Annotated in this window: 22 protein-coding genes and 1 pseudogene; 9 read left to right on the top strand and 14 right to left on the bottom strand. The window is 71.1% G+C overall.

Annotated elements, in window-relative coordinates:
- The first annotated feature begins 151 nt into the window (after positions 1 to 151).
- From LRX76_RS08545 to LRX76_RS08515, 7 genes are all read left to right on the top strand, one after another.
- Positions 152 to 976, top strand: coding sequence for an aldo/keto reductase (locus tag LRX76_RS08545; protein WP_231804084.1), 825 nt, complete (start codon positions 152 to 154; stop codon positions 974 to 976).
- Between the two features lie 860 nt (positions 977 to 1,836).
- Positions 1,837 to 3,213 carry an amidohydrolase family protein gene (locus LRX76_RS08540; RefSeq protein ID WP_231804082.1) on the top strand — a complete coding sequence of 459 codons (1,377 nt, stop codon included), beginning with the start codon at positions 1,837 to 1,839 and terminating at the stop codon, positions 3,211 to 3,213.
- A gap of 80 nt (positions 3,214 to 3,293) precedes the next feature.
- A complete protein-coding gene (locus LRX76_RS08535; RefSeq protein ID WP_231804080.1) occupies positions 3,294 to 4,019 on the top strand; it encodes a gluconate 2-dehydrogenase subunit 3 family protein in 726 nt (241 codons plus the stop codon).
- Positions 4,020 to 4,021: 2 nt separating this feature from the next.
- Positions 4,022 to 5,797, top strand: coding sequence for a GMC family oxidoreductase (locus LRX76_RS08530; RefSeq protein WP_231804078.1), 1,776 nt, complete (start codon positions 4,022 to 4,024; stop codon positions 5,795 to 5,797).
- A 10-nt stretch (positions 5,798 to 5,807) separates the two neighbouring features.
- The gene (locus LRX76_RS08525) at positions 5,808 to 7,190 is read left to right on the top strand and encodes a cytochrome c (RefSeq protein ID WP_231804077.1); all 1,383 of its coding nucleotides are present in this window, start codon (positions 5,808 to 5,810) and stop codon (positions 7,188 to 7,190) included.
- A gap of 319 nt (positions 7,191 to 7,509) precedes the next feature.
- Positions 7,510 to 8,205: a gluconate 2-dehydrogenase subunit 3 family protein gene (locus LRX76_RS08520; RefSeq protein ID WP_231804075.1), complete on the top strand. Its 696-nt coding sequence runs from the start codon at positions 7,510 to 7,512 to the stop codon at positions 8,203 to 8,205.
- A gap of 14 nt (positions 8,206 to 8,219) precedes the next feature.
- A complete protein-coding gene (locus LRX76_RS08515) occupies positions 8,220 to 9,986 on the top strand; it encodes a GMC family oxidoreductase (protein ID WP_231804073.1) in 1,767 nt (588 codons plus the stop codon).
- 64 nt (positions 9,987 to 10,050) lie between these two features.
- Here the strand turns inward: LRX76_RS08515 and LRX76_RS08510 are convergent, their stop codons facing one another.
- From LRX76_RS08510 to LRX76_RS08475, 8 genes and pseudogenes are all read right to left on the bottom strand, one after another.
- A complete protein-coding gene (locus tag LRX76_RS08510; RefSeq protein WP_231804071.1) occupies positions 10,051 to 11,229 on the bottom strand; it encodes a HupE/UreJ family protein in 1,179 nt (392 codons plus the stop codon).
- On the bottom strand, positions 11,226 to 12,482 hold the full coding sequence (locus tag LRX76_RS08505; protein WP_231804069.1) for a DUF3500 domain-containing protein: 1,257 nt from the start codon (positions 12,480 to 12,482) through the stop codon (positions 11,226 to 11,228). Before LRX76_RS08505 ends, LRX76_RS08510 begins: the two co-directional genes overlap by 4 nt.
- A gap of 81 nt (positions 12,483 to 12,563) precedes the next feature.
- Positions 12,564 to 13,100, bottom strand: coding sequence for an FUSC family protein (locus tag LRX76_RS08500; RefSeq protein WP_231804401.1), 537 nt, complete (start codon positions 13,098 to 13,100; stop codon positions 12,564 to 12,566).
- The gene (locus LRX76_RS08495; RefSeq protein WP_231804067.1) at positions 13,097 to 14,527 is read right to left on the bottom strand and encodes an amino acid permease; all 1,431 of its coding nucleotides are present in this window, start codon (positions 14,525 to 14,527) and stop codon (positions 13,097 to 13,099) included. The genes LRX76_RS08500 and LRX76_RS08495 overlap by 4 nt, the downstream gene beginning before the upstream one ends.
- A gap of 118 nt (positions 14,528 to 14,645) precedes the next feature.
- A pseudogene (locus LRX76_RS08490) lies at positions 14,646 to 14,966 on the bottom strand (DUF488 family protein); the annotation flags it as partial.
- Between the two features lie 30 nt (positions 14,967 to 14,996).
- Positions 14,997 to 15,614: a leucine efflux protein LeuE gene (gene leuE, locus LRX76_RS08485; protein WP_231804065.1), complete on the bottom strand. Its 618-nt coding sequence runs from the start codon at positions 15,612 to 15,614 to the stop codon at positions 14,997 to 14,999.
- 28 nt (positions 15,615 to 15,642) lie between these two features.
- Positions 15,643 to 16,188 (bottom strand): nucleoside 2-deoxyribosyltransferase domain-containing protein, encoded by a 546-nt coding sequence (locus LRX76_RS08480; protein WP_231804063.1) that lies wholly within the window; start codon positions 16,186 to 16,188, stop codon positions 15,643 to 15,645.
- Between the two features lie 196 nt (positions 16,189 to 16,384).
- Positions 16,385 to 17,008, bottom strand: coding sequence for a glutathione S-transferase (locus tag LRX76_RS08475; RefSeq protein WP_231804061.1), 624 nt, complete (start codon positions 17,006 to 17,008; stop codon positions 16,385 to 16,387).
- A gap of 81 nt (positions 17,009 to 17,089) precedes the next feature.
- On the opposite strand from LRX76_RS08475, the gene rmuC reads away from it, so the two are divergent.
- Together rmuC and LRX76_RS08465 are read left to right on the top strand one after the other, a co-directional pair.
- A complete protein-coding gene (gene rmuC, locus LRX76_RS08470) occupies positions 17,090 to 18,427 on the top strand; it encodes a DNA recombination protein RmuC (protein WP_231804059.1) in 1,338 nt (445 codons plus the stop codon).
- Positions 18,428 to 18,563: 136 nt separating this feature from the next.
- Complete coding sequence (locus LRX76_RS08465) at positions 18,564 to 19,109, top strand: glutathione peroxidase (protein WP_231804057.1); 546 nt, start codon at positions 18,564 to 18,566, stop codon at positions 19,107 to 19,109.
- Positions 19,110 to 19,361: 252 nt separating this feature from the next.
- On the opposite strand, the gene LRX76_RS08460 is transcribed toward LRX76_RS08465, so the two are convergent.
- The 6 genes from LRX76_RS08460 to LRX76_RS08435 all read right to left on the bottom strand — a co-directional run bounded on the left by LRX76_RS08460 (position 19,362) and on the right by LRX76_RS08435 (position 23,436).
- Positions 19,362 to 20,267, bottom strand: coding sequence for a VacJ family lipoprotein (locus LRX76_RS08460; RefSeq protein WP_231804055.1), 906 nt, complete (start codon positions 20,265 to 20,267; stop codon positions 19,362 to 19,364).
- An 11-nt stretch (positions 20,268 to 20,278) separates the two neighbouring features.
- Positions 20,279 to 20,590: an STAS domain-containing protein gene (locus LRX76_RS08455; protein WP_231804053.1), complete on the bottom strand. Its 312-nt coding sequence runs from the start codon at positions 20,588 to 20,590 to the stop codon at positions 20,279 to 20,281.
- Complete coding sequence (locus tag LRX76_RS08450; protein WP_231804051.1) at positions 20,580 to 21,263, bottom strand: ABC transporter substrate-binding protein; 684 nt, start codon at positions 21,261 to 21,263, stop codon at positions 20,580 to 20,582. Before LRX76_RS08450 ends, LRX76_RS08455 begins: the two co-directional genes overlap by 11 nt.
- On the bottom strand, positions 21,260 to 21,784 hold the full coding sequence (gene mlaD, locus LRX76_RS08445; protein ID WP_231804049.1) for an outer membrane lipid asymmetry maintenance protein MlaD: 525 nt from the start codon (positions 21,782 to 21,784) through the stop codon (positions 21,260 to 21,262). Before mlaD ends, LRX76_RS08450 begins: the two co-directional genes overlap by 4 nt.
- A 105-nt stretch (positions 21,785 to 21,889) precedes the next feature.
- Positions 21,890 to 22,639, bottom strand: coding sequence for an MlaE family lipid ABC transporter permease subunit (locus tag LRX76_RS08440; RefSeq protein WP_231804047.1), 750 nt, complete (start codon positions 22,637 to 22,639; stop codon positions 21,890 to 21,892).
- On the bottom strand, positions 22,639 to 23,436 hold the full coding sequence (locus LRX76_RS08435) for an ATP-binding cassette domain-containing protein (RefSeq protein ID WP_231804045.1): 798 nt from the start codon (positions 23,434 to 23,436) through the stop codon (positions 22,639 to 22,641). The genes LRX76_RS08440 and LRX76_RS08435 overlap by 1 nt, the downstream gene beginning before the upstream one ends.
- Positions 23,437 to 23,620 lie beyond the last annotated feature (184 nt).

Raw genomic sequence — 23,620 nt, 5'->3', positions numbered from 1 at the left:
CCGCATGGCCATGTAGCCCGGGCAAGTGCAGCGCGCCCGGGACGAAGATCGCGCGCCTTCCGGTGTCCCGGTCGTGCTGCGCTTGCCCGGGCTGCGGGTCGTCGGCCGATGACGTGCCGGTGCCTGTTCCATCCAAGCTGAGGAGTGCCCCATGGAAACAACCCTCGATCTCAACGACGGCATGCAGCTGCCGCGCATCGGCTTCGGCACCTGGCCGATGGACGATGCGCAGGCGCGCACCGCGGTGGCGCAGGCGCTGCGCGCCGGCTACCGCCTGGTCGACACCGCCTCGCGCTACGGCAACGAGGCCGGCGTCGGCCAGGGCCTGCGCGACTCGGGCGTGGCGCGCGCCGACATCCGCCTGGCCACCAAGCTGCGCGGCCACGACCAGGGCTTCGACGCCACTCTGCGCGGCTTCGAGGCCAGCCTCGAACGGCTGGACGTGGACTACGTGGACCTGTACCTGATCCACTGGCCGCTGCCGATGTTCGACCGCTACGTGGACAGCTGGAAGGCGATGATCCGGCTGCAGGAGGAAGGCCGCATCCGTTCGATCGGCGTGTCCAACTTCCAGCCGGCGCACATCGAGCGGCTGCAGCGCGAGACCGGCGTGTTGCCGGCGGTGAACCAGATCGAGCTGCATCCGGACTTCAGCCAGGCGGTGCTGCACCAGTGGCTGCGCGAGCGCGGCATCGCGGTACAGGCCTGGAGCCCGCTCGGCCGCGGCGAGGTGCTGCACGCGCCGGCCCTGCAGGCGCTGGCCGACAAGCACGGCCGCAGCGTGGCGCAGGTGATCCTGCGCTGGCACCTGCAGCTTGGTGTCGTGCCCATCCCCAAGTCGCAGAACCCCGAACGCATGGCGCAGAACATGGCGCTGTGGGATTTCGCGCTGGATGAGGACGACATGGCGGTGATCGCCGCGCTCGACGCCGGCCGCCGCCTGGGCGGCGAGCCGGACAGCCATATCGAGGAGTGAGCGCTGCGGCCGTCATGGCAGAGGAGGAAGGAAACAGGGTTAGTGAAGCAGTGAGAGAGGCAGCGAACGAAATCCCTTCTCCCGCGTGCGGGAGAAGGTGGCGCGCAGCGCCGGATGAGGGTGCTTTTGCTGTGGCTTTCCCATGCTCCAACCAGCCCCCCATCCGCCCTTCGGGCACCTTCCCCCGCACGCGGGAGAAGGGAAGGACTTCCAGGCGGGCGCAGTGCGGCCCTAGACCGACGAGGAACGAACGATGAAACCGATCCATCCAGTTGGATCCCGCAGGGCCACGTTGCTGCCGCTAGTGAGCGCTGCGGCTGTCATGGCAGCGAAGAGGAGGAAGCGGCAGAAGCAGTGAGAGAGGCAGCGAACGAAATCCCTTCTCCCGCGTGCGGGAGAAGGTGGCGCGCAGCGCCGGATGAGGGTGCTTTTGCTGTGGTTCCCGGTGCTCCAACCAGCCCCCATCCGCCCTTCGGGCACCTTCCCCCGCACGCGGGAGAAGGGAAGGACTTCCAGGCGGGCGCAGTGTGGCCCTAGACCGACGAGGAACGAACGATGAAACCGATCCATCCAGTTGGATCCCGAAGGGCCACGTTGCTGCCGCTAGTGAGCGCTGCGGCCGCCATGGCAGCGAAGAGGAGGAAGCGGCAGAAGCAGTGAGAGAGGCAGCGAACGAAATCCCTTCTCCCGTTCACGGGAGAAGGTGGCGCGCAGCGCCGGATGAGGGTGCTTTTGCTGTGGCTTCCCGGTGCTCCAGGCAACCCCCATCCGCCCTTCGGGCACCTTCCCCCGCACGCGGGAGAAGGGAGGGACTTCCAAGCGGGCGCAATGCGGCCCCCTAGACCGACGAGGAACGAACCATGAAACCGATCCATCGAGCTGGATCCCGCAGGGCCACGTTGCTGCCGCTGCTGCTGGCGACACTGGGACTGGCGACCGCCTTCACCGCCACGGCCGAGACCGTGGCGCTGCGCCACGTGCGCGTGATCGATGGCCAGGGCGGCACCCCGGTCGCCAATGCCACCGTGCTGATCGAGGACGGCACCATCGCCGCGGTCGGCCCCGATGCCGACGTCGACGTGCCCGCCGGCGCGCGCCAGATCGACCTGCGCGGCAGGAGCGTGCTGCCCGGGCTGATCTCCGACCATTCGCACCTGGGCATGACCGACGGCACCGGCGCCGGGCCGCAGAACTACACCCGCGCCAACATCGAGCGCCAGCTCAGGCAGTTCCAGCGCTACGGCGTGACCACGGTGACCTCGCTGGGCATGAACGGGCCGCTGTTCCAGTCGCTGCGGGCGCAGGCGCATGCCGGCACCCTGCCGGGCGCGGACGTGTTCGGCGCCGACCGCGGCATCGGCGTGCCCGACGGCGCACCGCCGATGAACGTCGGCCCCGACCAGCTCTACCGCCCGGCCACGACCGAGGAGGCGCGCGCGGCGGTGCGCGACATGGCCACGCGCAAGCCGGACCTGGTCAAGGTCTGGGTGGACGACTTCAACCACACCCTCGAACACAAGATGACGCCGGAGATCTACGGCGCCGTCATCGACGAGTCGCACAGGCTCGGCCTGCGCGTGGCTGCCCACGTGTACTACCTGGACGACGCCAAGAAGCTGGTCGCCGCCGGTGCCGACGTCCTCGCCCACGGCGTGCGCGATGCGCCGGTGGACGATGAGCTGATCGCGGCGATGAAGGCCGCCGGCACCTGGTACGTGTCCACGCTGGACCTGGACGAGGCGTTCTTCATCTACGCCGAGCAGCCGGCGTGGATGAAGTCGCCGTTCTTCCGCGCCGCGCTGCAGCCGCAGCTGGCGGCCGAGTTCGACGATGCCGCCTGGCGCAGCAAGACGCTGTCGGACCCCGCCAAGCTCAAGACCTGGCAGGGCGCGCTGAAGACCAACCAGGCCAACCTCAAGCGCATGGTCGATGCCGGGGTGAAGGTCGGCTTCGGCACCGACTCGGGCGCCACCCCGCTGCGCATCCCGGGCTTCGCCGAGCATCGCGAGCTGCAGCTGGCGGTGCAGGCCGGGCTGACCCCGCTGCAGGCGATCCGGATGGCCACCCACGATGCCGCCGCGCTGCTGGGGCTGGACGATCGCGGCGTCATCGCCGCCGGCAAGCGCGCCGACCTGATCGTGGTCGCCGGCGATCCGTCCCGCGACATCGCCGACAGCCAGAGGATCGAAGCGGTGTGGCAGCGTGGACAACCGGTTTCGGCATCTGTTGTACCCTGACCACCTGCGACAGAGTGACGCACCCGCGGTGCGTCGCCCTGCCGCTTGCCCACGCGCCAGCCGCCTTTCCGGAGCCAGCCATGTCCGAATCCAAGCACGAGGGGGCCTCGCTGTCGCGACGCCGCCTGTTCCAGAGCCTGAGCCTGATCCCGATCGCCGCCGCCCTGCCGGCGTGTTCGTCCGGCGACTCTGGTAGCGCTACCAGGGGGGCCGCCGCGGCCACCGCCCGGTACCGGCCGACGTTCTTCAACACCGCGCAGTACGCCTTGCTGGTCGCCATCGCCGACCGCCTGATCCCGCACGACGCGATCGGACCGGGCGCGGTGGAGCTGGGCGTGCCGGAGTTCATCGACCGGCACATGGCCACCCCGTACGCCAACGGCGCGATCTGGTACACGCAGGGGCCGTACCTGGAGGCGGCGCCCGAGTTCGGCTACCAGGGCCGGCTGTCGCTGCGCGAGATCCTGCGCACCGGGCTGGACGCGCTCGACGCGCACTGCAGGCGCAGCTTCGACGGCAAGGCCTTCGCCGACCTGGACCCCGGCCAGCAGGACGACCTGCTCAAGGCCGCCGAGGCCGGCAAGCTGGAACTGGAGGAGATCCCGGCCAAGACCTTCTTCTCCTACCTGCTGGGCGAGGTGCGCAACGGCTACTTCGCCGACCCGGTGCACGGCGGCAACAAGGACATGGGGTCGTGGAAGATGATCGGCTACCCCGGCATGCGCGCCGACTACATGGACTGGGTGGAAGTGCGCGACAAGCCGTACCCGCTCGGCCCGGTGGACCTGGCAGGAAGGAGGGGCTGAGCATGGCGACAGTGAAACCGAAAGTGGACGCCGTCATCGTCGGCATGGGCTGGACCGGCGCGATCATGGCCAAGGAACTGACCGATGCCGGCCTGCACGTGGTCGCGCTGGAGCGCGGCGCCGACCGCGACACCCAGCCCGACTTCGCCTACCCGCGCGTGGTCGACGAGCTGGAAGGTTCGGTGCACCGCCGCTACCTGCAGAGCCTGGCGCAGGAGACGGTGACCATCCGCCACGCCCCGGGCGACACCGCGGTGCCGTACCGGCAGATGGGCTCGTTCAAGCCGGGCACCGGCGTCGGCGGTGCCGGCAGCCACTGGTCCGGCTGCCATTTCCGTCCGCTGCCGGAGGACCTCAAGCTGCGCAGCAACGTCGAGCAGCGCTACGGCCGCGGCTTCATCCCTGCCGACATGACCATCCAGGACTTCCCGGTCGGCTACGAGGATCTGGAGCCGCACCTGGACATGTTCGAGCGCGTGTGCGGCACCTCGGGCAAGGCCGGCGTCATCAACGGCGTGGTGCAGGAGGGCGGCAACCCGTTCGAGGGTTCGCGCGCGCGCGACTACGCGCTGCCGCCGAACCCGAACTACCTCGGCGCCGAGCTGTTCTACGGCGCCGCCCGCGAGATGGGCTGGCACCCGTACCCGATCCCGGCCTCCAACGCCTCGCGCCCGTACACCAACCCGTACGGCTGCCAGATGGGGCCGTGCAACTTCTGCGGCTTCTGCAGCGACTACGGCTGCCTGAACTACTCCAAGGCCAGCCCCAACGCCTGCATCCTGCCGGTGCTGCGCCAGCGCAAGGAGTTCGAGCTGCGCACCCACGCGCAGGTGCTCAAGGTCAACCTGGACAGCAGCGGCAAGAAGGCCACCGGCGTGACCTACCTCGACGCCCAGGGCCGCGAGGTGGAGCAGCCGGCCGACCTGGTGCTGCTGTGCGCGTTCTCGCTGTACAACGTGCACCTGATGCTGCTGTCGGGCATCGGCCAGGCCTACGATCCGCAAAGCAACACCGGCACCGTCGGCCGCAACTACTCCTACCAGAACCTCAACCGCGTGGTGCTGTTCTTCGGCAAGGACGTGCAGGCCAATGGCTTCATCGGCAACGGCGGCGCCGGCACCACCATGGACGACCTCAACGGCAAGCAGCTGGACAACGCCGCGGCAGGCTTCGTCGGCGGCGGCATCATCTGGGCGCGCCAGCCCGGCGCCGGCCCGGTGCGCGGCATCAACGTGCCGCCCGGCACCCCCGGCTGGGGCAGCCCGTGGAAGCAGGCCATCGTCGATTCGTTCCGGCACTCGTTCTACTACGAGGTACAGGGCGCGTGCATGTCCTACCGCCAGCACTACCTGAGCCTGGACCCGACCTACAAGGACGGCTTCGGCCGGCCGCTGCTGCGCATGACCTTCGACTGGCACGACAACGAGATCCGCGCCTCGCAGTTCCTGGTCGACAAGGCGATGCAGATGAGCAAGGTGCTCGACCCGGTCGCCATCTCCGGCGACGCCAAGAAGCCGGGCACGCACTACAACATCACCAACTACCAGAGCACCCACACCTGCGGCGGCGCGATCATGGGCGACGACCCGAAGACCTCCACGCTCAACCGCTACCTGCAGAGCTGGGACGTGCCCAACGTGTTCGTGATCGGCGCCAACGCCTTCCCGCAGAACAACGGCTACAACCCGACCGGGCTGGTCGGCGGCCTGGCCTACTGGGCGGCCGCGGCGATCCGCGAGCAGTACCTGAAGAACCCCGGCCCGCTGGTGCAGGCGTGAGGAGACGGCCATGAAGAAACTTCTGCTCATCCTGGTCGCCATCGCCGTGCTGGTGTTCCTCGCCGCGCTGGCCTACGCGCTGGTCCCGACCCGGACCCGTGCCATCGCCGGACCGGCACCGGCGGCCGCCGACGCCGCGCTGATCGAGAAGGGCCGCTACCTGGCCGCGGCCGGCGACTGCACCGCCTGCCACACCGCGCCCGGCGGCAAGCCGTTCGCCGGCGGGCTGGCGGTGGCCTCGCCGATCGGCGACATCTACAGCACCAACATCACCCCGGACGCGGACACAGGCATCGGCACGTACACGCTGGACCAGTTCGACCGCGCCGTGCGCCACGGCATCGAGCCCAACGGCAGCACGCTGTACCCGGCGATGCCGTACCCGTCGTATGCGCGCATGAGCGACGACGACATCAAGGCGCTGTACGCCTACTTCCTGCACGGCGTGGAGCCGGTCGCGGCGGAGAACCGCAAGCCCGGCATCGTCTGGCCGCTGTCGATGCGCTGGCCGCTGGCGATCTGGCGCAAGACCTTCGCCCCGGACCCGGAAAAGGTCGCCTTCGACCCGGCGCGCTATCCCGATCCGAAGATCGCCCGCGGCGCCTACCTGGTGCAGGGCCCCGGCCACTGCGGCAGCTGCCACACCCCGCGCGCGCTGACCCTGCAGGAGAAGGCGCTGGACGAGTCCGGCGCGCAGTACCTGGCCGGCGGGCAGGTCATCGACGGCTGGAACGCGGTCAACCTGCGCGGCAACGACGCCGACGGCCTCGGCCGCTGGAGCGAGCAGGACATCGTCGACACCCTGCGCAGCGCGCGCAACGACCACGCCGCGGTCATCGGCCAGCCGATGGCCGACGTGGTCGTGCACAGCACCCAGCTGCTCAGCGACGAGGACCTGCACGCCATCGCCGCCTACCTGAAGACGCTGCCGGCCTCGGCCGACGACCCGTCCAGCTACACGGCCGACGACAGCACCGCCAAGGCGCTGCAGGCCGGCGTCAACGACAGCCGCGGCGCCGAGCTGTACGTGGACAGCTGCGCCGCCTGCCACCGCACCGACGCGCACGGCTACACGCGCGTGTTCCCGGCCATCGCCGGCAACCCGACGGTGCTGGCCGACGATCCGACCTCGCTGGTCCGGCTGATCCTGGCCGGCAGCCGCCTGCCGTCCACCAGCGTCTCGCCGTCCAACCTGGGCATGCCCGGCTTCGGCTGGCGCCTGGACGACGAGGAGGTCGCGCAGCTGGGCACCTTCGTGCGCAGCAGCTGGGGCAACCAGGCCTCGGCGGTGACGCCCGCGCAGGTGAAGAAGATCCGCGCCGGCCTGGGCGAGGAGGGCAAGCCCGGGCAGGGCCATGCCCACGACCCGACCGACGCCAGCGGCGAGGAGTGAGGCGAGGGTTCGTGGCTATCGTCTTGCCACCGGCGACGGCGGCAAGTCCGGGAGGGAAACACCGCAGTACGCCGCAGGCGGGAGGGCCGCGGCGGGTACAACGGATCGTCCACATGTTCCATCCAGTTCGGTGCATGTCTTTCTGACCGAATCCGTAGACCGGCAGCTCCCTTCTCCCGCTTGCGGGAGAAGGTGGCGCGCAGCGCCGGATGAGGGGCTTTTGCTGTGGCGTTCCCACGCTCCAGGCAGCCCCCATCCGCCCTTCGGGCACCTTCCCCCGCAAGCGGGAGAAGGAATGGCTTTTTCCAAGGAGACAATGATGTCCAGCGATAGCACTTCCCCCTCCCGCCGCCGCTTCCTCAAGTTGTCGCTGGCGGTCGCGCCGGCCGCCGCGGCCGCCGGCTGCGGCAACGGCGACCGCGGCACGGCCGCGGCGGACGACTACCGGCCCGCGTTCTTCGACGCCGCCGAATGGACGTTCCTGCGCGCGGCGCTGGCGCGGCTGATTCCCGCCGACGCGCGCGGTCCCGGCGCGCTGGAGGCCGGCGTGCCCGAGTACATCGACCGGCAGATGGCCACGCCGTGGGCGCACGGGCAGCTGTGGTACATGCGCGGGCCGTTCCAGCCCGAGGCGGCGGCCACGCTCGGCTACCAACTGCGGCTGGCGCCGCGCGAGATCTACCGCCTCGGCATCGCCGAGGCCGACGCCGCCTGCCGCGATCGGCACGGCAAGCCGTTCGCCGAACTCGCGCCGGCGCAGCAGGATGCGGTGCTCGGGCAGCTGGAGCAGGGCGCGATCGTATTTGGTGCGCTGCCGTCGAAGGCGTTCTTCGCGCTGCTGCTGGGCAACGCCCGCGAAGGCTTCTTCTGCGACCCGCAGCACGGCGGCAACCGCGGCCTGGCCGGCTGGAAGCTGATCGGCTTCCCCGGTGCGCGCGCGGACTTTATGGACTGGGTGGAACGCGACGTGGCCTATCCGCTGCCGCCGGTGTCGATCCACGGGCAGCGGGGCTGAGCATGGCCAGGACGATGAAGAAGGCCGACGTGGTGATCGTCGGCTTCGGCTGGACCGGCGCGATCATGGCCAGGGAACTGGCCGAGGCCGGGCTGCAGGTGGTCGCGCTGGAACGCGGCGCGATGCGCGACACCCAGCCCGACGGCGCCTACCCGCAGGTGCTCGACGAGCTGACCTACAGCATCCGCAAGAAGCTGTTCCAGGACCTCTCGCGCGAGACCGTGACCATCCGCCACGGCGTCGGCGACACCGCGCTGCCGTACCGCCAGCTCGGCGCGTTCCTGCCCGGCGATGGCGTCGGCGGTGCCGGCCTGCACTGGTCGGGCGTGCACTTCCGCGTCGATCCGGTCGAGCTGCGGCTGCGCAGCCACTACCTCGAGCGCTACGGCAAGGCGTTCCTGCCCGAGGGCATCGCCATCCAGGACTTCGGCGTCAGCTACGAGGAACTGGAGCCGCACTTCGACTTCGCCGAGAAGGTGTTCGGCACCTCCGGCACGGCGTGGTCGGTCAACGGCCAGGTGGTGGGGCAGGGCAGGGGCGGCAACCCGTTCGCGCCCGACCGCTCCGACGACTTCCCGCTGCCGGCGCAGAAGCGCACGGTGTCGGCGCAGCGCTTCGGCGATGCCGCCGCACAGCTGGGCTACCACCCCTACGACCTGCCCTCGGCCAATGCCTCCGGCCCGTACACCAACCCCTACGGCTGCCAGATGGGGCCGTGCAATTTCTGCGGCTACTGCAGCGGCTACGCCTGCTACAACTATTCCAAGGCCTCGCCCAACGTCAACGTGCTGCCGGCGCTGCGGCGCATGCCCAACTTCGAACTGCGCCCGCACTCGCACGTGCTGCGGGTCAACCTCAGTACCGACCGCAGGACCGCCACCGGCGTGACCTACGTCGATGCGCAGGGACGCGAGGTCGAGCAGCCGGCCGACATCGTGGTGATCTCCGCGTTCCAGTTCCACAACGTGCGGCTGATGCTGCTGTCGGGCATCGGCACCCCGTACGACCCGGCGACCGGGCAGGGTACGGTGGGGCGCAACTTCGCCTACCAGAACATGGCCACGGTGAAGGCGTTCTTCGGCGGCGACGTGCACAGCAACGAATTCATCGGTGCCGGCGGCAACGGCATCGCCATCGACGACTTCAACGCCGACCACTTCGACCACGGCCCGCACGGCTTCGTCGGCGGCTCGCCGATGTGGGTCAACCAGGCAGGGGTCAAGCCGATCAGCGGCATCGCCGTGCCCGAGGGCACGCCCAACTGGGGCAGCGCGTGGAAGGACGCGGTGGCCGAGCACTACACCCACACGGTGTCGATGGACGCGCACGGCGCGCACATGAGCTACCGCGACAACTACCTCGGCCTGGACCCGACCTACACCGACGCCTACGGCCTGCCGCTGCTGCGCATGACCTTCGACTGGAAGGACAACGACATCCGCATGACCCGCTTCATGGCGGCCAAGCTGCGCGGCATCGCCGAGGCGATGGGGCCGCAGGCGGTGCGGGTGCTGGTCAAGGACTTCGGCGACCATTTCGACACCACCAGCTACCAGACCACCCACCTCAACGGCGGCGCGATCATGGGCACCGACCCGGCCAGCAGCGCGCTCAACCGCTACCTGCAGAGCTGGGACGTGCACAACGTGTTCGTGCCCGGCGCCTCGGCGTTCCCGCAGGGCCTGGGCTACAACCCGACCGGGCTGGTGGCCGCGCTCACCTACTGGTCGGCCAAGGCGATCCGCGAGCGCTACCTGAAATCGCCCGGCGCGCTGGCCTGAGTTTTCGCTGCGCATGCGGCCGGCCGCATCGCGACGGCACGGGCATGCGCGGCCCGGCTGCCGCTCAGGCCGCCGCCGTCAGCGCCAGGCCCAGGTACCCGGTACCGGCGACGGCGATCGCGGCCGAGCCCAGCCGCCTCACCGTTCGCAGGCGCGCGGGCGCCTGCGCGCCGCCACGTCGCTGCAGCGCCTGCAGCAGCGCGAACAGCGGCAGCAGCACCAGCAGGTGGCCGCCCTCCACGCCGAGGCTGAAACCGAGGATGGCGCGCACCAGCGCGGCGTGCGGCAGGTGCTGCATCAACTCCAGCAGGCCGCCGGCGAAGCCCAGCCCGTGGAACAGGCCGAAGCCGAACGCCACCGCCAGCCGGCCACGGCCGTGCGCGGTCCGCGGCCACAGCAGGTTCTGCAGCGCCACGAACACGATGCTGGCGGCGATCAGCGGCTCGACCACGCGCGCGGACAGGTGCACCAGGTCCAGCGCCGCCAGCACCAGCGTCAGCGAATGCGCCAGCACGAACGCGGTGACCACCTTCAGCAGTTCGCGCAGCGTGGCCGCGCCGAGCACCAGCGCGCAGGCGAACAGCAGGTGGTCGTAGCCGCCGAGGATGTGGCGCACGCCCTGCACGAAGTAGGTGAGCAGCACCGGCGGACCGCTGTCCACCGGCGCGCGGGCCGCCGCCGGCGTGCGCGGTGCGTCGGTGCGAAACGCCAGCCGGTACGACGACTGGTCGGCGCTGCGCCGCTGCGCCAGCACCGCGATGCCCGGCTCGCGCGGAACCAGGGTGTTGACCAGGTAGACCGCGGCAGGATCGGGATGCGCGTGCGTGAGGGTCAGCACGCGCTCGCCCGGACCCGGCGGCAGCTCGGCCTCGAAGCCGAGCACGATCTCGCCGCTGCCGCGGGCGATCGCCGCCGGCTCCGGGAAGGCGGCGGCGACGGGCCGCAGCGGCAGCGGCGTGCCGTCCACCGCCAGCACCAGGTCGCGCCGCACCCGCTCCACGCAGGCGCGCCGCTCCGCGTCGGAGAGCCGGCCGTCGCCATCCGCGTCGAGCGTGGCCAGTACCTGCGCGGCCACGTCCACGCCCGGTACCAGGTGCAGCTGCAGCTCGACGCGGCGGCTGCCGAGGTCCAGCGTCGCCGCCTGCAGGTACTCGTCCAGCCGGTGCGCCGGCGCCGGTCCCGCCGCGGCCAGGCCGAACAGCAGCAGCGCGGCGAGCAGCGTGCAGGCGCGCGGCGGCCTCATTGCGCAGTGAACGCGCGCCCGTAGTCGTTGCCGGGGTCGCGGTACACGGTGTGCACGTGCATGGTCGGGTCGCCGCCCACGCCCTGCGGCGAGAACTCGATCAGCAGCCGCGGGCCCTGGATGCGGTAGTACGCGCTGCCGTTGCGATCCGGTTCGTGGGTGGTCGGCCCGCTCCAGGCGAACCAGGTCTGGTCCAGCCCCGCCTCGATCTGCGCCATCCGCGGCTGCGCGTAGGCCTCGTCCACGATCCCGGCCCACTCGGCGATCACCGCCAGCAGCAGCTTGCGCTGGCGCGCATCCATGCGCGAGGCCTGCAGCCCCTCGGGCACGATGGTCTCGCCGGAATGGCCGGGGCCGAGCACCAGGTCGTTCACCCGGTAGTCCAGGATCGCCTGCTTGCGCTGGCCGTCGTCCAGCGCATCGAGCAGCGCGAAGGCCTTGTCGTTCTCGCCGGCGAGCACGCGGACCGTGCGGCCGTCGACGCTGTAGAGCGAGGGCTGGGCGCCGGTCAGGGTCGGGGTGAGCACGCCGTGCTCGCCGGCGATCACCACGTTCAGGCCGAGGTGGTGGCCGCCGAACTGCACCATCCACGGCGCGCCGCTGCCGGGCTGGCCGAAGATGCCCAGCGTGTAGTGGTCGGTGCCGGAGGCGTAGTTGGTGCCGGTCTCCGACAGCGCCTGGTCCGAGCCCATGATGTCGAGCACCTTGCGGTAGCCCTGCGGGCTCAGCAGCGTCTGCAGCAGGTGCATGGCGGCCGCGCGCTGGGCCGCGTCCAGGCTGCCCAGCGCCAGGCCCGGGCGCGGCACGTCGCTGACCGGGTAGTTGGACCACACCGCCTGCCCGTAGCGCTCGCCGACGAAGCCGCCGGCCGGCCCCATGCCGGGGCCGCCAGGCCCGCCAGGCCCGCCAGGTCCACCGCGACCGCCGGGCGCCGGCTCGCCCTTGTTGCGCCCGCTGTCCGCTGCCGCCTCGGCATCGCGGCCCTGGCCGGGCGCCGCGTCCCGTGCCGGCGGCGTGCCGCGCGGGAAGTTGGCCATGGCCGGCGCCTGCTTCGGATCGAAGTCGAACTGCACCCTGCCGCGCTGGCCGGCATCGAGCGTGGCCAGGAAGGCGTCGGCCGCGGCCGCGACCGCCTCGGTGCGGGCCTGCGCGTGCGTGGTGGTGCCGGAGGAGGCGGTGCCGACGGCCAGGCCCACGCCCAGCGCGGCCAGCGCCAGCACCAGTCCCGAGGCCAGCAGGGTCGTTCTCGTCATCGCCGCGTCTCGTGTGCCGGGAGGATGCAAAGGATAGTCCGCGAGCGCGCGGGCATGTTTGCCATGGCCGCAATGCGCGGTTCAGTCGTGGCGGCCGCGCCGCGCCGTGCTCCACCGGCGCAGGTACTCGCGGCTGTTCCACAGGTGCATCAGCAGCAGCGCGATGGCGGTGCCCACGCAGGCCTCGGCGAAGCGTAGCGCCGAGTTGGCGAACGGGTTCAGGTCCGGATGCAGGCTGGAGATCACCATGATCACCGCCACGTTCACCGCCGCCTGGCGGCCGTTGTCGGCGTAGCGCGACAGCCGGCACGCCAGCACCGTGGCGGCGATGCACAGCGCCATCCCGATTGCGCTGAACGGCAGCAGCGCCAGGTACACCGCCGCGATCACCGCGCCGGTGAAGGTGCCCAGCAGCTGCGCGCGCATCGCCGTCCAGGTCTCGCTGACGGTGGTCTGCAGCGTGGTCATGCCGGCGATCGCGCACCACAGCGCGCCGATGTCGGCCGACGGCGTATCCAGCCAGCGGCCCATGGCCAGCCCGGAGAGGAAGCCGAACAGGCTGGTCAGGCCGTAGCGGACGGTCCAGACCGCGGCCTCGCGCAGCCGGGGCTGGATCATCCGCGCGCCAGCAGGCTGTGGCGCCGCCCGTACAGCAGGTAGGCGATCACGCCGAGCACGTTCCAGCACGCGAACCACAGCTGGGTGCGGTGCGGCAGGCTCCAGAACAGGTACAGGCAGCCGCCGATCGCCAGCGGCCCGACGATCCACGCCAGCGGGGTGCGGAACTTGCGCTCGCGCCCCGGCTCGCGCACGCGCAGTACCAGCAGGCAGGCGGCCACCGCGGTGAACGCGGCCAGTGTGCCGGCATTGGCCAGCGCGGCGATCTCGTCCAGCCGCGCCACGCCGGCCATCGCCGCCACCAGCACCGCGGTGAACACGGTGATCGTCACCGGCGTGCCGGTGCGCGGGTTGACCTTGGACAGGCCGCGCGGCAACAGGCCGTCGCGCGACATCACGAAGAAGATCCGGCTCTGGCCGTAGAAGAACGCCAGCAGCACGGTCGGCAGCGCGGCGATGGCGACCACGCCGATCACCAGCGCCGCGGTGCCGTGGCCGAGCTCGCGCATGATCAGCGCCAGCGGCTCGGCGCTCTTGCCGAACACGGTGAAGCTCAGCGCGCCCACCGCGGCCAGCGCCACCAGCACGTAGATCAGCGTGCAGCCGATCATCGAGCCGACGATGCCGATGGACAGGTCGCGTCCCGGGTTGCGGGTCTCCTCGGCGGCGGTGGAGATCGCGTCGAAGCCGTAGAAGGCGAAGAAGATGATCGCCGCCGCCGCCATCACCCCGCGCTCGACGCCGTCGGCACCGATCGACTTGGGGAAGCCGTACGGCATGAACGGCTGCAGGTTGGCCATGTCGAACGCCGGCAGCGCCACCGCCACGAACACCGCCAGCGCGATCAGCTTGAACACCACCAGCACCGCGTTGAGCGTGGCGCTCTCGCGCGTGCCGACGATCAGCAGCCCGGCGACCAGGAAGGTGATGACGATCGCCGGCAGGTTGACCACGCCGCCGGCGTGCGGCCCGGCCGCCAGCGCCGCCGGCAGGGTCACGTCCCAGCCGCTGTTGAGCGTGATCCATTCCAGGAAGCCGACGAAGTAGCCCGACCAGCCCACCGCCACCGTGCTCACCACCAGCGAGTACTCCAGCACCAGGCTCCAGCCCACCACCCAGGCGATTGCCTCGCCCAGCGCGGCGTAGCTGTAGGTGTAGGCGCTGCCGGCGGCCGGCATCATCGTGGCCATCTCGGCGTAGGCCAGCGCCGCGCAGGCGCACACCAGGCCGGCCACCACGAACGAGAGCAGCACCGCCGGGCCGGCCTTGTCGGCGCCCACCCCGATCAGCGTGTAGATGCCGGTGCCGACGATCGCGCCGATGCCCAGCGCCACCAGGTGCGGCCAGCCCAGCGTGGGCACCAGGCGCCGGCCGGGTTCGTGGACGGTGATCGTGTCGATGGACTTGCGCCGGAGCCAGGACTGCATGCGGGCCTCGTGGGGCGAGCGGGAGAAGACAAGCCGTCGAGTTTCGCCGAATGCGGCGCAGCATTGCCAGAGCGCGGCCGGCTCGGCCGCGCCGGCGGTGGGCCAGCAGGTATTGGCGCAGCGCGACGGCCTGGTTGCGCGCGGTGTCGCGGGCGCCGTGGAGCAGCGCCACCGGGCCGGCGGCGATGGCGTCGCGCAGCGGCGCCAGGCGTCGTGGATGCGCGGCCAGTTCCAGCCAGTGGCGCCGGCGGAACGCGTCCCAGCGCTCGGGCCGGTGGTCGAACCATCGCCGCAGCTCGTCGCTGGGCGCCACGCCCCTGAGCCATTCGGCGTCCAAGGCGGCGCGTCCGACCCCGCGCGGCCACAGCCGGTCCACCAGGAAGCGCCGGCCGTCGCCGTCGACGGCCGGCTCATAGGCGCGCTTGCAGTGGATCGCCATCCCGAGCTCCGGACCGGGCCGGAAGGCGCATCAGGCCTCCAGTCCCAGTCGCAATCCGAACCCGATCAAGCATACGCCGACCCCGCGCCGCAGCCATGCGCCGAGCCGCGGATGGCCGGCCAGGAGCCGGGCGATCAAGCGCCCGCCGAAGATCAGCAGCGAACACCAGGCGATGCTCAACAGCGCGATCAGCGCCGCCATGGTGGCCAGCGTCGCCACGCCGCGCTGCGTGGCCGGGTCGATGAACAGCGGGAAGAAGGCCATGTAGAACAGGATCGCCTTGGGGTTGAGCACGCCCACCAGCAGCGCCTGCCGGAACCAGCGCCGCCCCTGCCGCGGCGGCGGCGCGACAGGGCCAGCCGCCGCGGGTTCGCGCAGCAGCTGCACGCCCACCCAGGCCAGGTAGCCGGCGCCCACGTAGCGCAGTGCCGCGAACAGCGCCGGATGCGCCTGCAACAGCGCCGCCACCCCGGTCGCGGCGGCGGCGATCAGCAACTGGTCGCCCAGCATCAGCCCGGCCAGGGTGGCGTAGCCAGCGCGCACGCCGCCGCGGCCGGTGGCGGCCAGCAGGGTGAAGGTGCCCGGGCCGGGCAGCATCAGGAACAGCACCACGGCCATCACGAAGGTGCCGGTATCGTTGATGCCCATCCACGGCATGGCGGTCGTCGCGCCGGGATCAGCGCGCGCGTTGCGCGGCCAGGCGCTGCTTCACCGCGGCGATCAGCGCCGGCAGGTCGTCGTAGCGCGGCACGCCATAGCGGTCGCCGGTGATGTCCAGGTTGCCCTTGCGCCAGAAACCGGCCGGCGCGGCCACCAGCAGCTTGCCCGAGCGCGCGTACAGGCCGAATTCGAGCAGGGTGATCGGGCTCTGCGTGCCGGGCGCGAAGTACATCAGCACGATGTCGGCCTGTTCCAGCGCGGCCAGTTCCCATTCCACCTGGCGGCGGAACTCCGGCTCGTCGGCCTCGGCGCGCCAGGCCGGGTTCCAGTCGGCACGGCGCGGGTTGAGCATCAGCACACCCTCGTCGGCCAGCGCCTGCTGCACCTGCCGCTGCCAGTCGCCGGCCTTGCCCATCTCGATGCTGCCGGCCAGGAACACCTTGGGCCGGGTGTCGGCCGCCGGCAGGGCGGCGGGCGAGACGAGGGTCTGCGAATTGCCGGCGGTGGCCGGCAACGGCAGCAGGCAGGCCAGGCCCAGCATCAGCAAAGGCAGCGACTTCATCGGCGGAACACGGCGCGTGGGGGCGTACATGATCGCAGACGCGGCGGCGGCGCGTAGCCGGCAGAGGCCCGGAGGCCGCGCCTGGGGACGGCGGTTGCGGTGGAGTTCCCGCAGGATCGCCCTTGCAGGGCTTCGGACCGTCGCCGCGTCCGGGTCGCCGCTGCCGGGGCAGGGATTGCCCGGCCTCGAATCGGGCTCAGGGCTCGCCGTTGCAGCCGTGGCGGCGAAAGCCGGGGCGCTCGCACAGCCGCGCGAACCAGGCCTCGACCGCCGCCAGCGCCGGCTTGTCGCCCGGGGTCATCCGCCAGCGCTGGGTCGACAGGCCCAGCACGATGTCGGCCAGGCCGAATGCCGGGCCGGCCACGTACGCGCCGGTGCGGGCCAGCTGCGCGTCCAGGATCGCCATCAAGCCGTTCCACTGCGCCAGGCTGGCCTCGGCCGCCACCGCGTCGGGATAGGCCGGGCTGCGCCGCACGCGCGCCATGAACACGTAGCGCCATGCCGTGTTCAGGTCTGTCGCCTGCCAGTCCATCCACTGCTCGACCTGCGCCCGCTCGCGCGGGTCGTCCGGCAGCAGGTCCGCGCGCCGCTCGCGCGCGGCCAGGTAGCGGCAGATCGTGTTCGATTCCCACAGCACGAAGTCGCCGTCGCGGATCACCGGCACCTGCGCGTTCGGATTGAGGCGGCGGAACGGTTCGGTATCGACCGGCGCGAAGCCGCTGCCGTAGGCGTGCTGCTCGTATGCAAGCGGGAGTTCGTCGCACAGCCACAGCACCTTGCGCACGTTGATCGAGGAGGACTTGCCGTAGAGCTGCAGCATCGCGGGTATGGGGAGGGGGCCGGGAACCGGCAGCGTAGCAGCCGGCGCAGCGGATGAGACGGCGCCCGCTACACTGGCGCCATGCAATCCGAATTCCTCATCCTCGGCGCCCTGCTCTGCGCCGTCATCGTCCTGCAACTGGTGCTGCTGCTGCGCCGCCCCGATTCCTCGGCGCTGGAACAGGCCCTGCGCGAGGAGTCGCGCACCGGCCGCGGCGAGCTGCGCGAGCAGCTGGAGTCGTTCTCGCGCCAGCAGGAGTCGCGCATCGACGGCTTCGCCCGCAGCCTGGCCGACCTGTCCACCCGCACCGACCAGCGCCTGGACCTGCTGCGCGAGGCGTTGACCGAGGACGCGCGCAAGGGCCGGCTGGAGGCCGGGCAATCGCAGCAGCGCTTCGCCGAGGGCCTGGGCCAGCGCCTGGTCGAGTTGGGCCAGCGCAACCAGCAGAGCCTGGGCGAGATGCGCGCCACCCTGGAGGCGCGGCTCAAGGACCTGCAGGCCGACAACGCCGCGCGCCTGGAGCAGATGCGCCAGACCGTGGACGAGAAGCTGCACGCCACCCTGGAGACGCGCCTGACCGAGAGCTTCGGCAACGTCACCACGATGCTGGCGCAGGTGCACCAGGGCCTGGGCGACATGACCAAGCTGGCCGCCGACGTCGGCGGCCTGCAGCGCGTGCTGACCAACGTCAAGTCGCGCGGCGTGTTCGGCGAGGTGCAGCTGGCCGGGCTGCTGGAGCAGGTGTTCGCGCCCGACCAGTACGCGGCCAACGTCGCCACCGTGCCCGGCAGCAGCGAGCGGGTGGAGTTCGCGGTGAAGTTCCCCGGCTCCTCGGCCGAGGCCGCGGTGTGGCTGCCGATCGACGCCAAGTTTCCGCGCGAGGACTACGAGCGCCTGCTCGACGCGCAGGAGAAGGCCGACGCCGACGCCGTGCGCGCTGCCGGCGACGCGCTCGAGCGCGCGGTGCGCAAGCAGGCGCTGGAGATCCGCAAGTACGTGGCGGTGCCGCACACCACCGAGTTCGCGGTGATGTTCCTGCCGACCGAGGGCCTGTACGCCGAGGTGCTGCGCCGCCCGGGCCTGTTCGAGGCGATGCAGCGCCAGCACCGCATCACCCTGGCCGGGCCGACCACGCTGCTGGCGCTGCTGACCAGCCTGCAGGTGGGCTTCCGCACCGTGGCGATCGAGAAGCGCTCGGCCGAGGTATGGCGCATCCTCGGCGCGGCCAAGACCGAGTTCGGCAAGTTCGGCGAGGTGCTCGACTCGGTCAAGAACAAGCTCGAGCAGGCCAGCAAGCAGATCGACAACACCGGCGTGCGCACCCGCGCCATCGAGCGCAAGCTGCGCGAGGTGGAATCGCTGCCGAGCGAGGAGAGCGCCGGCCTGCTCGGCGCCGACGTGCCGCCGCCGGAGCAATGAGCCCGCAGGCCGCCGCCGCATCGCCCCGTAGCGCCTACACACACGGCTTGCCACGGGAGGCCCGGGATCCCCCGCTCCCGACCACGCGGTCGACACACGCGCTAACCTGTCGCCCCTTTCCCCGAAGACCATGGCCATGACCGAATCGATCCAGACCATCGCGCTCACCACCATCGACGGCCAGCCGGCCACCCTGGGCGACTACGCCGGCAAGGTGCTGCTGGTGGTCAACGTGGCCTCCAAGTGCGGGCTGACCCCGCAGTACGAAGGCCTGGAGCAGCTCTACCGCGACAAGAAGGATGCCGGGCTGGAAGTGCTGGGCTTCCCGGCCAACGACTTCAAGGGCCAGGAGCCGGGCAGCGAGGCCGAGATCCAGCAGTTCTGCCAGCTCACCTACGACGTGACCTTCCCGATGTTCTCCAAGATCGCCGTCACCGGCGAAGGCATCCACCCGCTGTACGCGCAGCTGGTCGCCGCGCAGCCGCAGGCCACCGGCGACGGCCCGATGCGCGAGAAGCTGGCCGGCTTCGGCATCGAGCCCAATCCGGCGCCGGGCGTGCTGTGGAACTTCGAGAAGTTCCTGATCGGCCGCGACGGCAAGGTGGCTGGCCGTTTCGCCCCCGACGTCACCGCCGCCGACCCGCGCCTGCTGGCCGCCATCGACGCCGCGCTGGCGCAGTAAGCCGCGCGGCCGGCATCCGCCTTCGTAGGAGCGACTTCAGTCGCGATGGGGCCTTCCCGGTAAAGCCCATCGCGACTGAAGTCGTTCCTACATCGCTCCTACGGGTCGTTGCTTCCCCGGCGGTGCCGGCCCGGGCCACGTACCGGCCCGCTGCCGCCAGCGCCGCCCGACACCAGCGCAAGCACAAAGGCCCGGGATCGCTCCCGGGCCTTCTTCGTTCATGGCCTGCCGTCGCAGGACCACCACGCCGGATCAGGGGATCGGCACCGAGCTGCTGGGGATCAGGCTGTCCTCGTTCAGTTCGTCGTTGCCGCCGCGGCCTTCGCGATCGCTCTGGATCATGTAGTTGCGCCGCTGCATCCAGCCGTCGCGGATCAGCGCGTACTCGTCCGGCGCGTTGGCGCGCAGGTCGTCCAGCGGCATCAGCTTGACCCGGGTGTCGACCAGCTGCAGGCCCTGCAGGGCGAAGCGGATGCGGTCGCGTTCGACGTAGCGGATCGGCGACAGCGGCGTGTCGCCGGCGATGCCGAAGGTGTCGCGCACGGTGCGCGGCCCCAGGAACGGCAGCTCGAAGTAGCGCGAGTTGCGCCAGCCCCAGACCGCCAGGGTCTGGCCGAAATCCTCGCTGGTGCGCGGCACGTCGTCGCGGGTGGCCGGATCGAACAGGCCGCCGATGCCGACCGTGGTGTTGATCAGGAACCGGCCGAAGGTGACCCAGGCATCGCCCGGGCGGCCCTGCAGCACCTGGTTGACCATGGTCGCCGGCGAGGTCAGGTTGCGGAAGAAGTCGGTCACGCGCCGCCGCGCCGGGCCCGGCACGACCTTGGTGTAGGCCGTCGCCACGGGACGGGCGACGTAGCGGTCGACGCCGACGTTGAAGCGGTGGATGCGGCGGTTGTAGTTCTCCCACGGGTCGTAGGCCACGCCGCCGCCGGCCGACTCCCCGCCGTACAGGGCCGCGAAATCGTCGTCCGCCTGGGTCGGCGTCCCGGCCTCGCCAGCGGCCGCTTGCTGCGCCGGCGCGGCGGTGTCGGTCGTGGCGCTCGCCGCCGCCGGGGCGGAGGAAGGCGATGGTGCGGGCTGGCGCTGCGGCTGGCTGGCGCAGGCCGTCAGCACGGCCCCCAGCGCGAGCCCGCAGAACGTGCGGACGGAAAGCATGCGGACAAGATTCATACCGGATCCTGGACGGAGGAGGCCTGGAACTCCAGGTGGGGATCGAGGCGATAGGCGGCGCACAGTTCGGCCAGTTCGGCCGGCGCCTGCGCCAGCGCGATGCCGTTGCCGCGGGCGCACAGTTCGGCCAGCAGGGCCAGGCCCGAGCTGTCCACGCGCGGCACCGCGGCCAGGTCGATGCGGCTCACGCCCTGCAGCTGCGACAGCGCCTGCTGCCACAGTGCGGTGGCGGCGCCGCGGTCGAGCGCGCCGGCGAACACCAGGGCGTCGCCCTGGCGCTGCAGCGTGGCGGCCTGCTCAGCGGCCATTGCCGGCCTTGCCGTTGGCGGCCGGATCGGCCACGTTGAGGTTGCCGGCGCGCAGGTCGGCGGTGACCTGGGCGATGGACTTCTGCCGCAGCGGCGCGTCGAACTGGTTGCGGAACGTCTGCACGTACGACACGCCCTCGATCATCACGTCGAACACCTTCCACTGGCCGCCGACGTTGCGCACCAGGTAGTCCACCGGCGTGGGATCGTTGCCCGGCCGCATCAGGTCGGTGGACACGCGCACGCCGATGTTGTTCGGCAGCGGGGTCTGCGACTTGAAGCGGAAGCTCGGATGGCCCTCGAAGCTCAGCATGGCCGAGCCGTAGCGCTGGGTCAGGTTGGCCACCAGCGCATCGGCGAAGCCCTTGATGTCCGCATCGGAGGCGCCGCGGGCATGGATGCCCAGCACCAGGCGCGCGGCGTAGTCGCGGTCGAAGAACTGGCTCAGCTGCGCGTTGACGTACTGGTGCAGCGCCTGCGGGTTGGCCTTGAACTCGGCGCGGCGCTGTTCCAGCGTGGCCAGCACGCGGCTGCTGTTGGTCATCACCAGCTGCGCGGCCGGGCTGGAGGCGGCGGTGGCGGCCGCCGCAGGCTGCGGCGCGGCGGCCATGGCGGGCGTCGCCGCCGCCAGTGCGGCGGCGAGCAGGGCGGGAAGGAGCTTGGTCGTCTTCATTGTTGGATTTCCGTGTTCGGCGCGCTTGCGCCCGGGGTGTCGTTGGACGGGGAGGAGCTATCCCCGCCGCCGCTGAACATGTACTTGCCGACCAGCTGGATCAGGTCCACCGCCGGCTGGGTGAAGCTGATCTCGTCGCCCGGCTTGAAGTTGTCGGGCGAGCCGCCCGGCTGCAGGCCGACGTAGCTGTCGCCCAGCAGGCCGCTGGTGAAGATGCCGGCCGAGGTGTCGTTGGGCAGCTCCTTGTACTTGTCGTCCAGCGACAGGGTCACGATGGAGTCGAACCGCACCGGATCCAAGGTGATGCCGGTGACCTGGCCCACCGTCACCCCGCCGATGCGCACCGGCGCCTGCGGCTTGAGCTGGCCGATCTGGCTGAAGCGCGCGGTCAGCTCGTAGTGGCCGCCGCCCAGGCCCCAGCGCTTGTTGGTGGAGGCCACCGCCAGCACCAGCAGCGAGGCCAGCGTCAGCAGCAGGAACGCGCCCACCGAGAATTCCAGTCTTGGTCCACGGATTGCCATGGGTCTATCTCACTCCTGATGTAGCGGTTGCCCCGAAGCCGATCGGAGCGGGCTTTTCGATGGGACCCCGCACATGGATGCGCGGGCTCTTGCGAGGGACTCGCGTCATTGGAACAGCAGCGCCGACAGCACGAAGTTGAACATCAGCACCAGCAGCGAGGCGTTGACCACCGCGCGCGTGGTCGCCACCGACGTGCCCTCGATGGTCGGCTCGGCATTGAAGCCGACGTAGGCCGCCACCAGCGCCGCGGTGCCGCCGAAGATCGCCGACTTGAGCATCGCCACGCCGAAGTCGTCCCAGAAATCGACGCTGCCGGTCAATCCCGACCAGAACACGCCATTGTCGATGCCCAGCACATGTACCGCCTCGAAATAGCCGCCGCAGATGGCCAGCGAGCAGAACACCCCGGTCAGCAGCGGCACCGTCAGCACCGCCGCCCAGAAGCGCGGCGCCACGGTCTTGGCGATCGGGTCGATGGCCATCAGCTCCAGCGCCTTGATCTGGTCGGTGGCGCGCATCAGCCCCAGCTCGGCGGCGATCGAGCTGCCGGCGCGGCCGATGAACAGCAGCGCGGTCAGCACCGGCGCCAGCTCGCGGTACAGCGACAGCCCCAGCAGCGTGGACAGCGCATCGGACGCGCCGTAGGTGGTCAGCGTGCGGTAGCCCTGCAGCGTCAGCACCAGGCCGACGAAGGCGCCGCCGACGGCGATGATCGGCAGCGAGCGGGCGCCGACCTTGTAGATCTCGCGGGTCAGCTCGGCCAGCAGGTCGCGCGTGGGCAGCGAGCCGCGCAGCACGGTGATCGCGAACAACCCGGCGCGGCCCAGCGAGCGGACGGATTCGACGAACGCCATCACGCCGCCTCCTGGCCGTAGGCGCGCGGCGCCGCGTCGAACGGGATCGGGCCGTCCGGGCGGCCGAGCAGGAACTGCTGCACCAGCGGATCGGTGCTCTGCTGCAGCTGTGCCGGGGTGCCGGCGAAGACGATGCCGCCGTTGGCGATCACCAGCGCCTGGTCGCAGATCGGCAGGGTCTCGTGCACGTGGTGGGTGACGATGATGCTGGTCAGCCCCAGGGTCTGGTTCAGGCGCTGGATCAGGCTGGTGATCACGCCGCTGGCGATCGGGTCCAGGCCGGTCAGCGGCTCGTCGTAGAGCATCAGCGGCGGGTCCAGCGCGAGCGCCCGTGCAAGGGCGACGCGCCGCGCCATGCCGCCGGACAGCTCGCGCGGCCAGGCCTGCGCCGCGGCCAGCAGGCCCACCGCGTGCAGCTTCATCTGCACCAGCCGCTGCAGCACCGGCTCGGGCAGGCGGGTATGCGCGCGCAGCGGCAGCGCCACGTTCTCGGCCGCGCTCAGGTCGGTCAGCAGGCCGTTGCCCTGCAGCAGCACGCCCACGCCCTTGCGCATCTCCAGCAGCTCGCGCGCCCCGCGCGGGATGTCGCGGCCGAACAGCTTCACGCTGCCGGCCACCGGTACCAGCTCGCCGGTCAGCCCCGCCAGCAGCGTCGACTTGCCGCTGCCGGACGGGCCCAGCACCGCGGTGATGCTGCCGCGCGGCACCTGCAGCGAAAGGTCGCGCAGGATCGTGCGTCCACCACGGTCGATGCGGACGCCGGACAACTGCACGGGGGGAGCTTCTGAAGCCGTCATCGCAACCATTAACGGAAAAGCAACGGAGAAGGATCGTGGCAGGCGGCTGAACATAACCGAACTGGCCCGTGCAGTATTTTGGCATCTTCCGCCGGCACCGGTCCGTGCCGGAGGTCATTGCCGCTGCAACACGGTGTTTTGGCAGGGGCAGGGATGGCAACGAAGGCGCCCCGCCGTTGCCCCC

Source organism: Stenotrophomonas sp. MMGLT7, from assembly GCF_021168555.1.
Taxonomy (GTDB): Bacteria; Pseudomonadota; Gammaproteobacteria; order Xanthomonadales; family Xanthomonadaceae; genus MMGLT7.
Note: the sequence above shows the minus strand (reverse complement) of the source record. Positions and strands in the feature narration are given on the sequence as shown.

Bases quoted from the DNA above. Each gene is read 5' to 3' on its own strand.
- LRX76_RS08530 (WP_231804078.1), top strand. From the start codon at position 4,022: ATGGCGACAGTGAAACCGAAAGTGGACGCCGTCATCGTCGGCATGGGC.
- leuE (WP_231804065.1), bottom strand. From the start codon at position 15,614: ATGGGCATCAACGATACCGGCACCTTCGTGATGGCCGTGGTGCTGTTC.
- LRX76_RS08495 (WP_231804067.1), bottom strand. From the start codon at position 14,527: ATGCAGTCCTGGCTCCGGCGCAAGTCCATCGACACGATCACCGTCCAC.
- LRX76_RS08480 (WP_231804063.1), bottom strand. From the start codon at position 16,188: ATGAAGTCGCTGCCTTTGCTGATGCTGGGCCTGGCCTGCCTGCTGCCG.
- LRX76_RS08440 (WP_231804047.1), bottom strand. From the start codon at position 22,639: ATGGCGTTCGTCGAATCCGTCCGCTCGCTGGGCCGCGCCGGGTTGTTC.
- mlaD (WP_231804049.1), bottom strand. From the start codon at position 21,784: ATGGCAATCCGTGGACCAAGACTGGAATTCTCGGTGGGCGCGTTCCTG.
- LRX76_RS08525 (WP_231804077.1), top strand. From the start codon at position 5,808: ATGAAGAAACTTCTGCTCATCCTGGTCGCCATCGCCGTGCTGGTGTTC.
- LRX76_RS08450 (WP_231804051.1), bottom strand. From the start codon at position 21,263: ATGAAGACGACCAAGCTCCTTCCCGCCCTGCTCGCCGCCGCACTGGCG.
- LRX76_RS08510 (WP_231804071.1), bottom strand. From the start codon at position 11,229: ATGAGGCCGCCGCGCGCCTGCACGCTGCTCGCCGCGCTGCTGCTGTTC.
- LRX76_RS08455 (WP_231804053.1), bottom strand. From the start codon at position 20,590: ATGGCCGCTGAGCAGGCCGCCACGCTGCAGCGCCAGGGCGACGCCCTG.
- LRX76_RS08500 (WP_231804401.1), bottom strand. From the start codon at position 13,100: ATGATCCAGCCCCGGCTGCGCGAGGCCGCGGTCTGGACCGTCCGCTAC.
- LRX76_RS08540 (WP_231804082.1), top strand. From the start codon at position 1,837: ATGAAACCGATCCATCGAGCTGGATCCCGCAGGGCCACGTTGCTGCCG.
- LRX76_RS08465 (WP_231804057.1), top strand. From the start codon at position 18,564: ATGACCGAATCGATCCAGACCATCGCGCTCACCACCATCGACGGCCAG.
- LRX76_RS08545 (WP_231804084.1), top strand. From the start codon at position 152: ATGGAAACAACCCTCGATCTCAACGACGGCATGCAGCTGCCGCGCATC.
- LRX76_RS08515 (WP_231804073.1), top strand. From the start codon at position 8,220: ATGAAGAAGGCCGACGTGGTGATCGTCGGCTTCGGCTGGACCGGCGCG.
- LRX76_RS08535 (WP_231804080.1), top strand. From the start codon at position 3,294: ATGTCCGAATCCAAGCACGAGGGGGCCTCGCTGTCGCGACGCCGCCTG.
- LRX76_RS08505 (WP_231804069.1), bottom strand. From the start codon at position 12,482: ATGACGAGAACGACCCTGCTGGCCTCGGGACTGGTGCTGGCGCTGGCC.
- LRX76_RS08435 (WP_231804045.1), bottom strand. From the start codon at position 23,436: ATGACGGCTTCAGAAGCTCCCCCCGTGCAGTTGTCCGGCGTCCGCATC.
- LRX76_RS08520 (WP_231804075.1), top strand. From the start codon at position 7,510: ATGTCCAGCGATAGCACTTCCCCCTCCCGCCGCCGCTTCCTCAAGTTG.
- LRX76_RS08460 (WP_231804055.1), bottom strand. From the start codon at position 20,267: ATGCTTTCCGTCCGCACGTTCTGCGGGCTCGCGCTGGGGGCCGTGCTG.
- rmuC (WP_231804059.1), top strand. From the start codon at position 17,090: ATGCAATCCGAATTCCTCATCCTCGGCGCCCTGCTCTGCGCCGTCATC.
- LRX76_RS08475 (WP_231804061.1), bottom strand. From the start codon at position 17,008: ATGCTGCAGCTCTACGGCAAGTCCTCCTCGATCAACGTGCGCAAGGTG.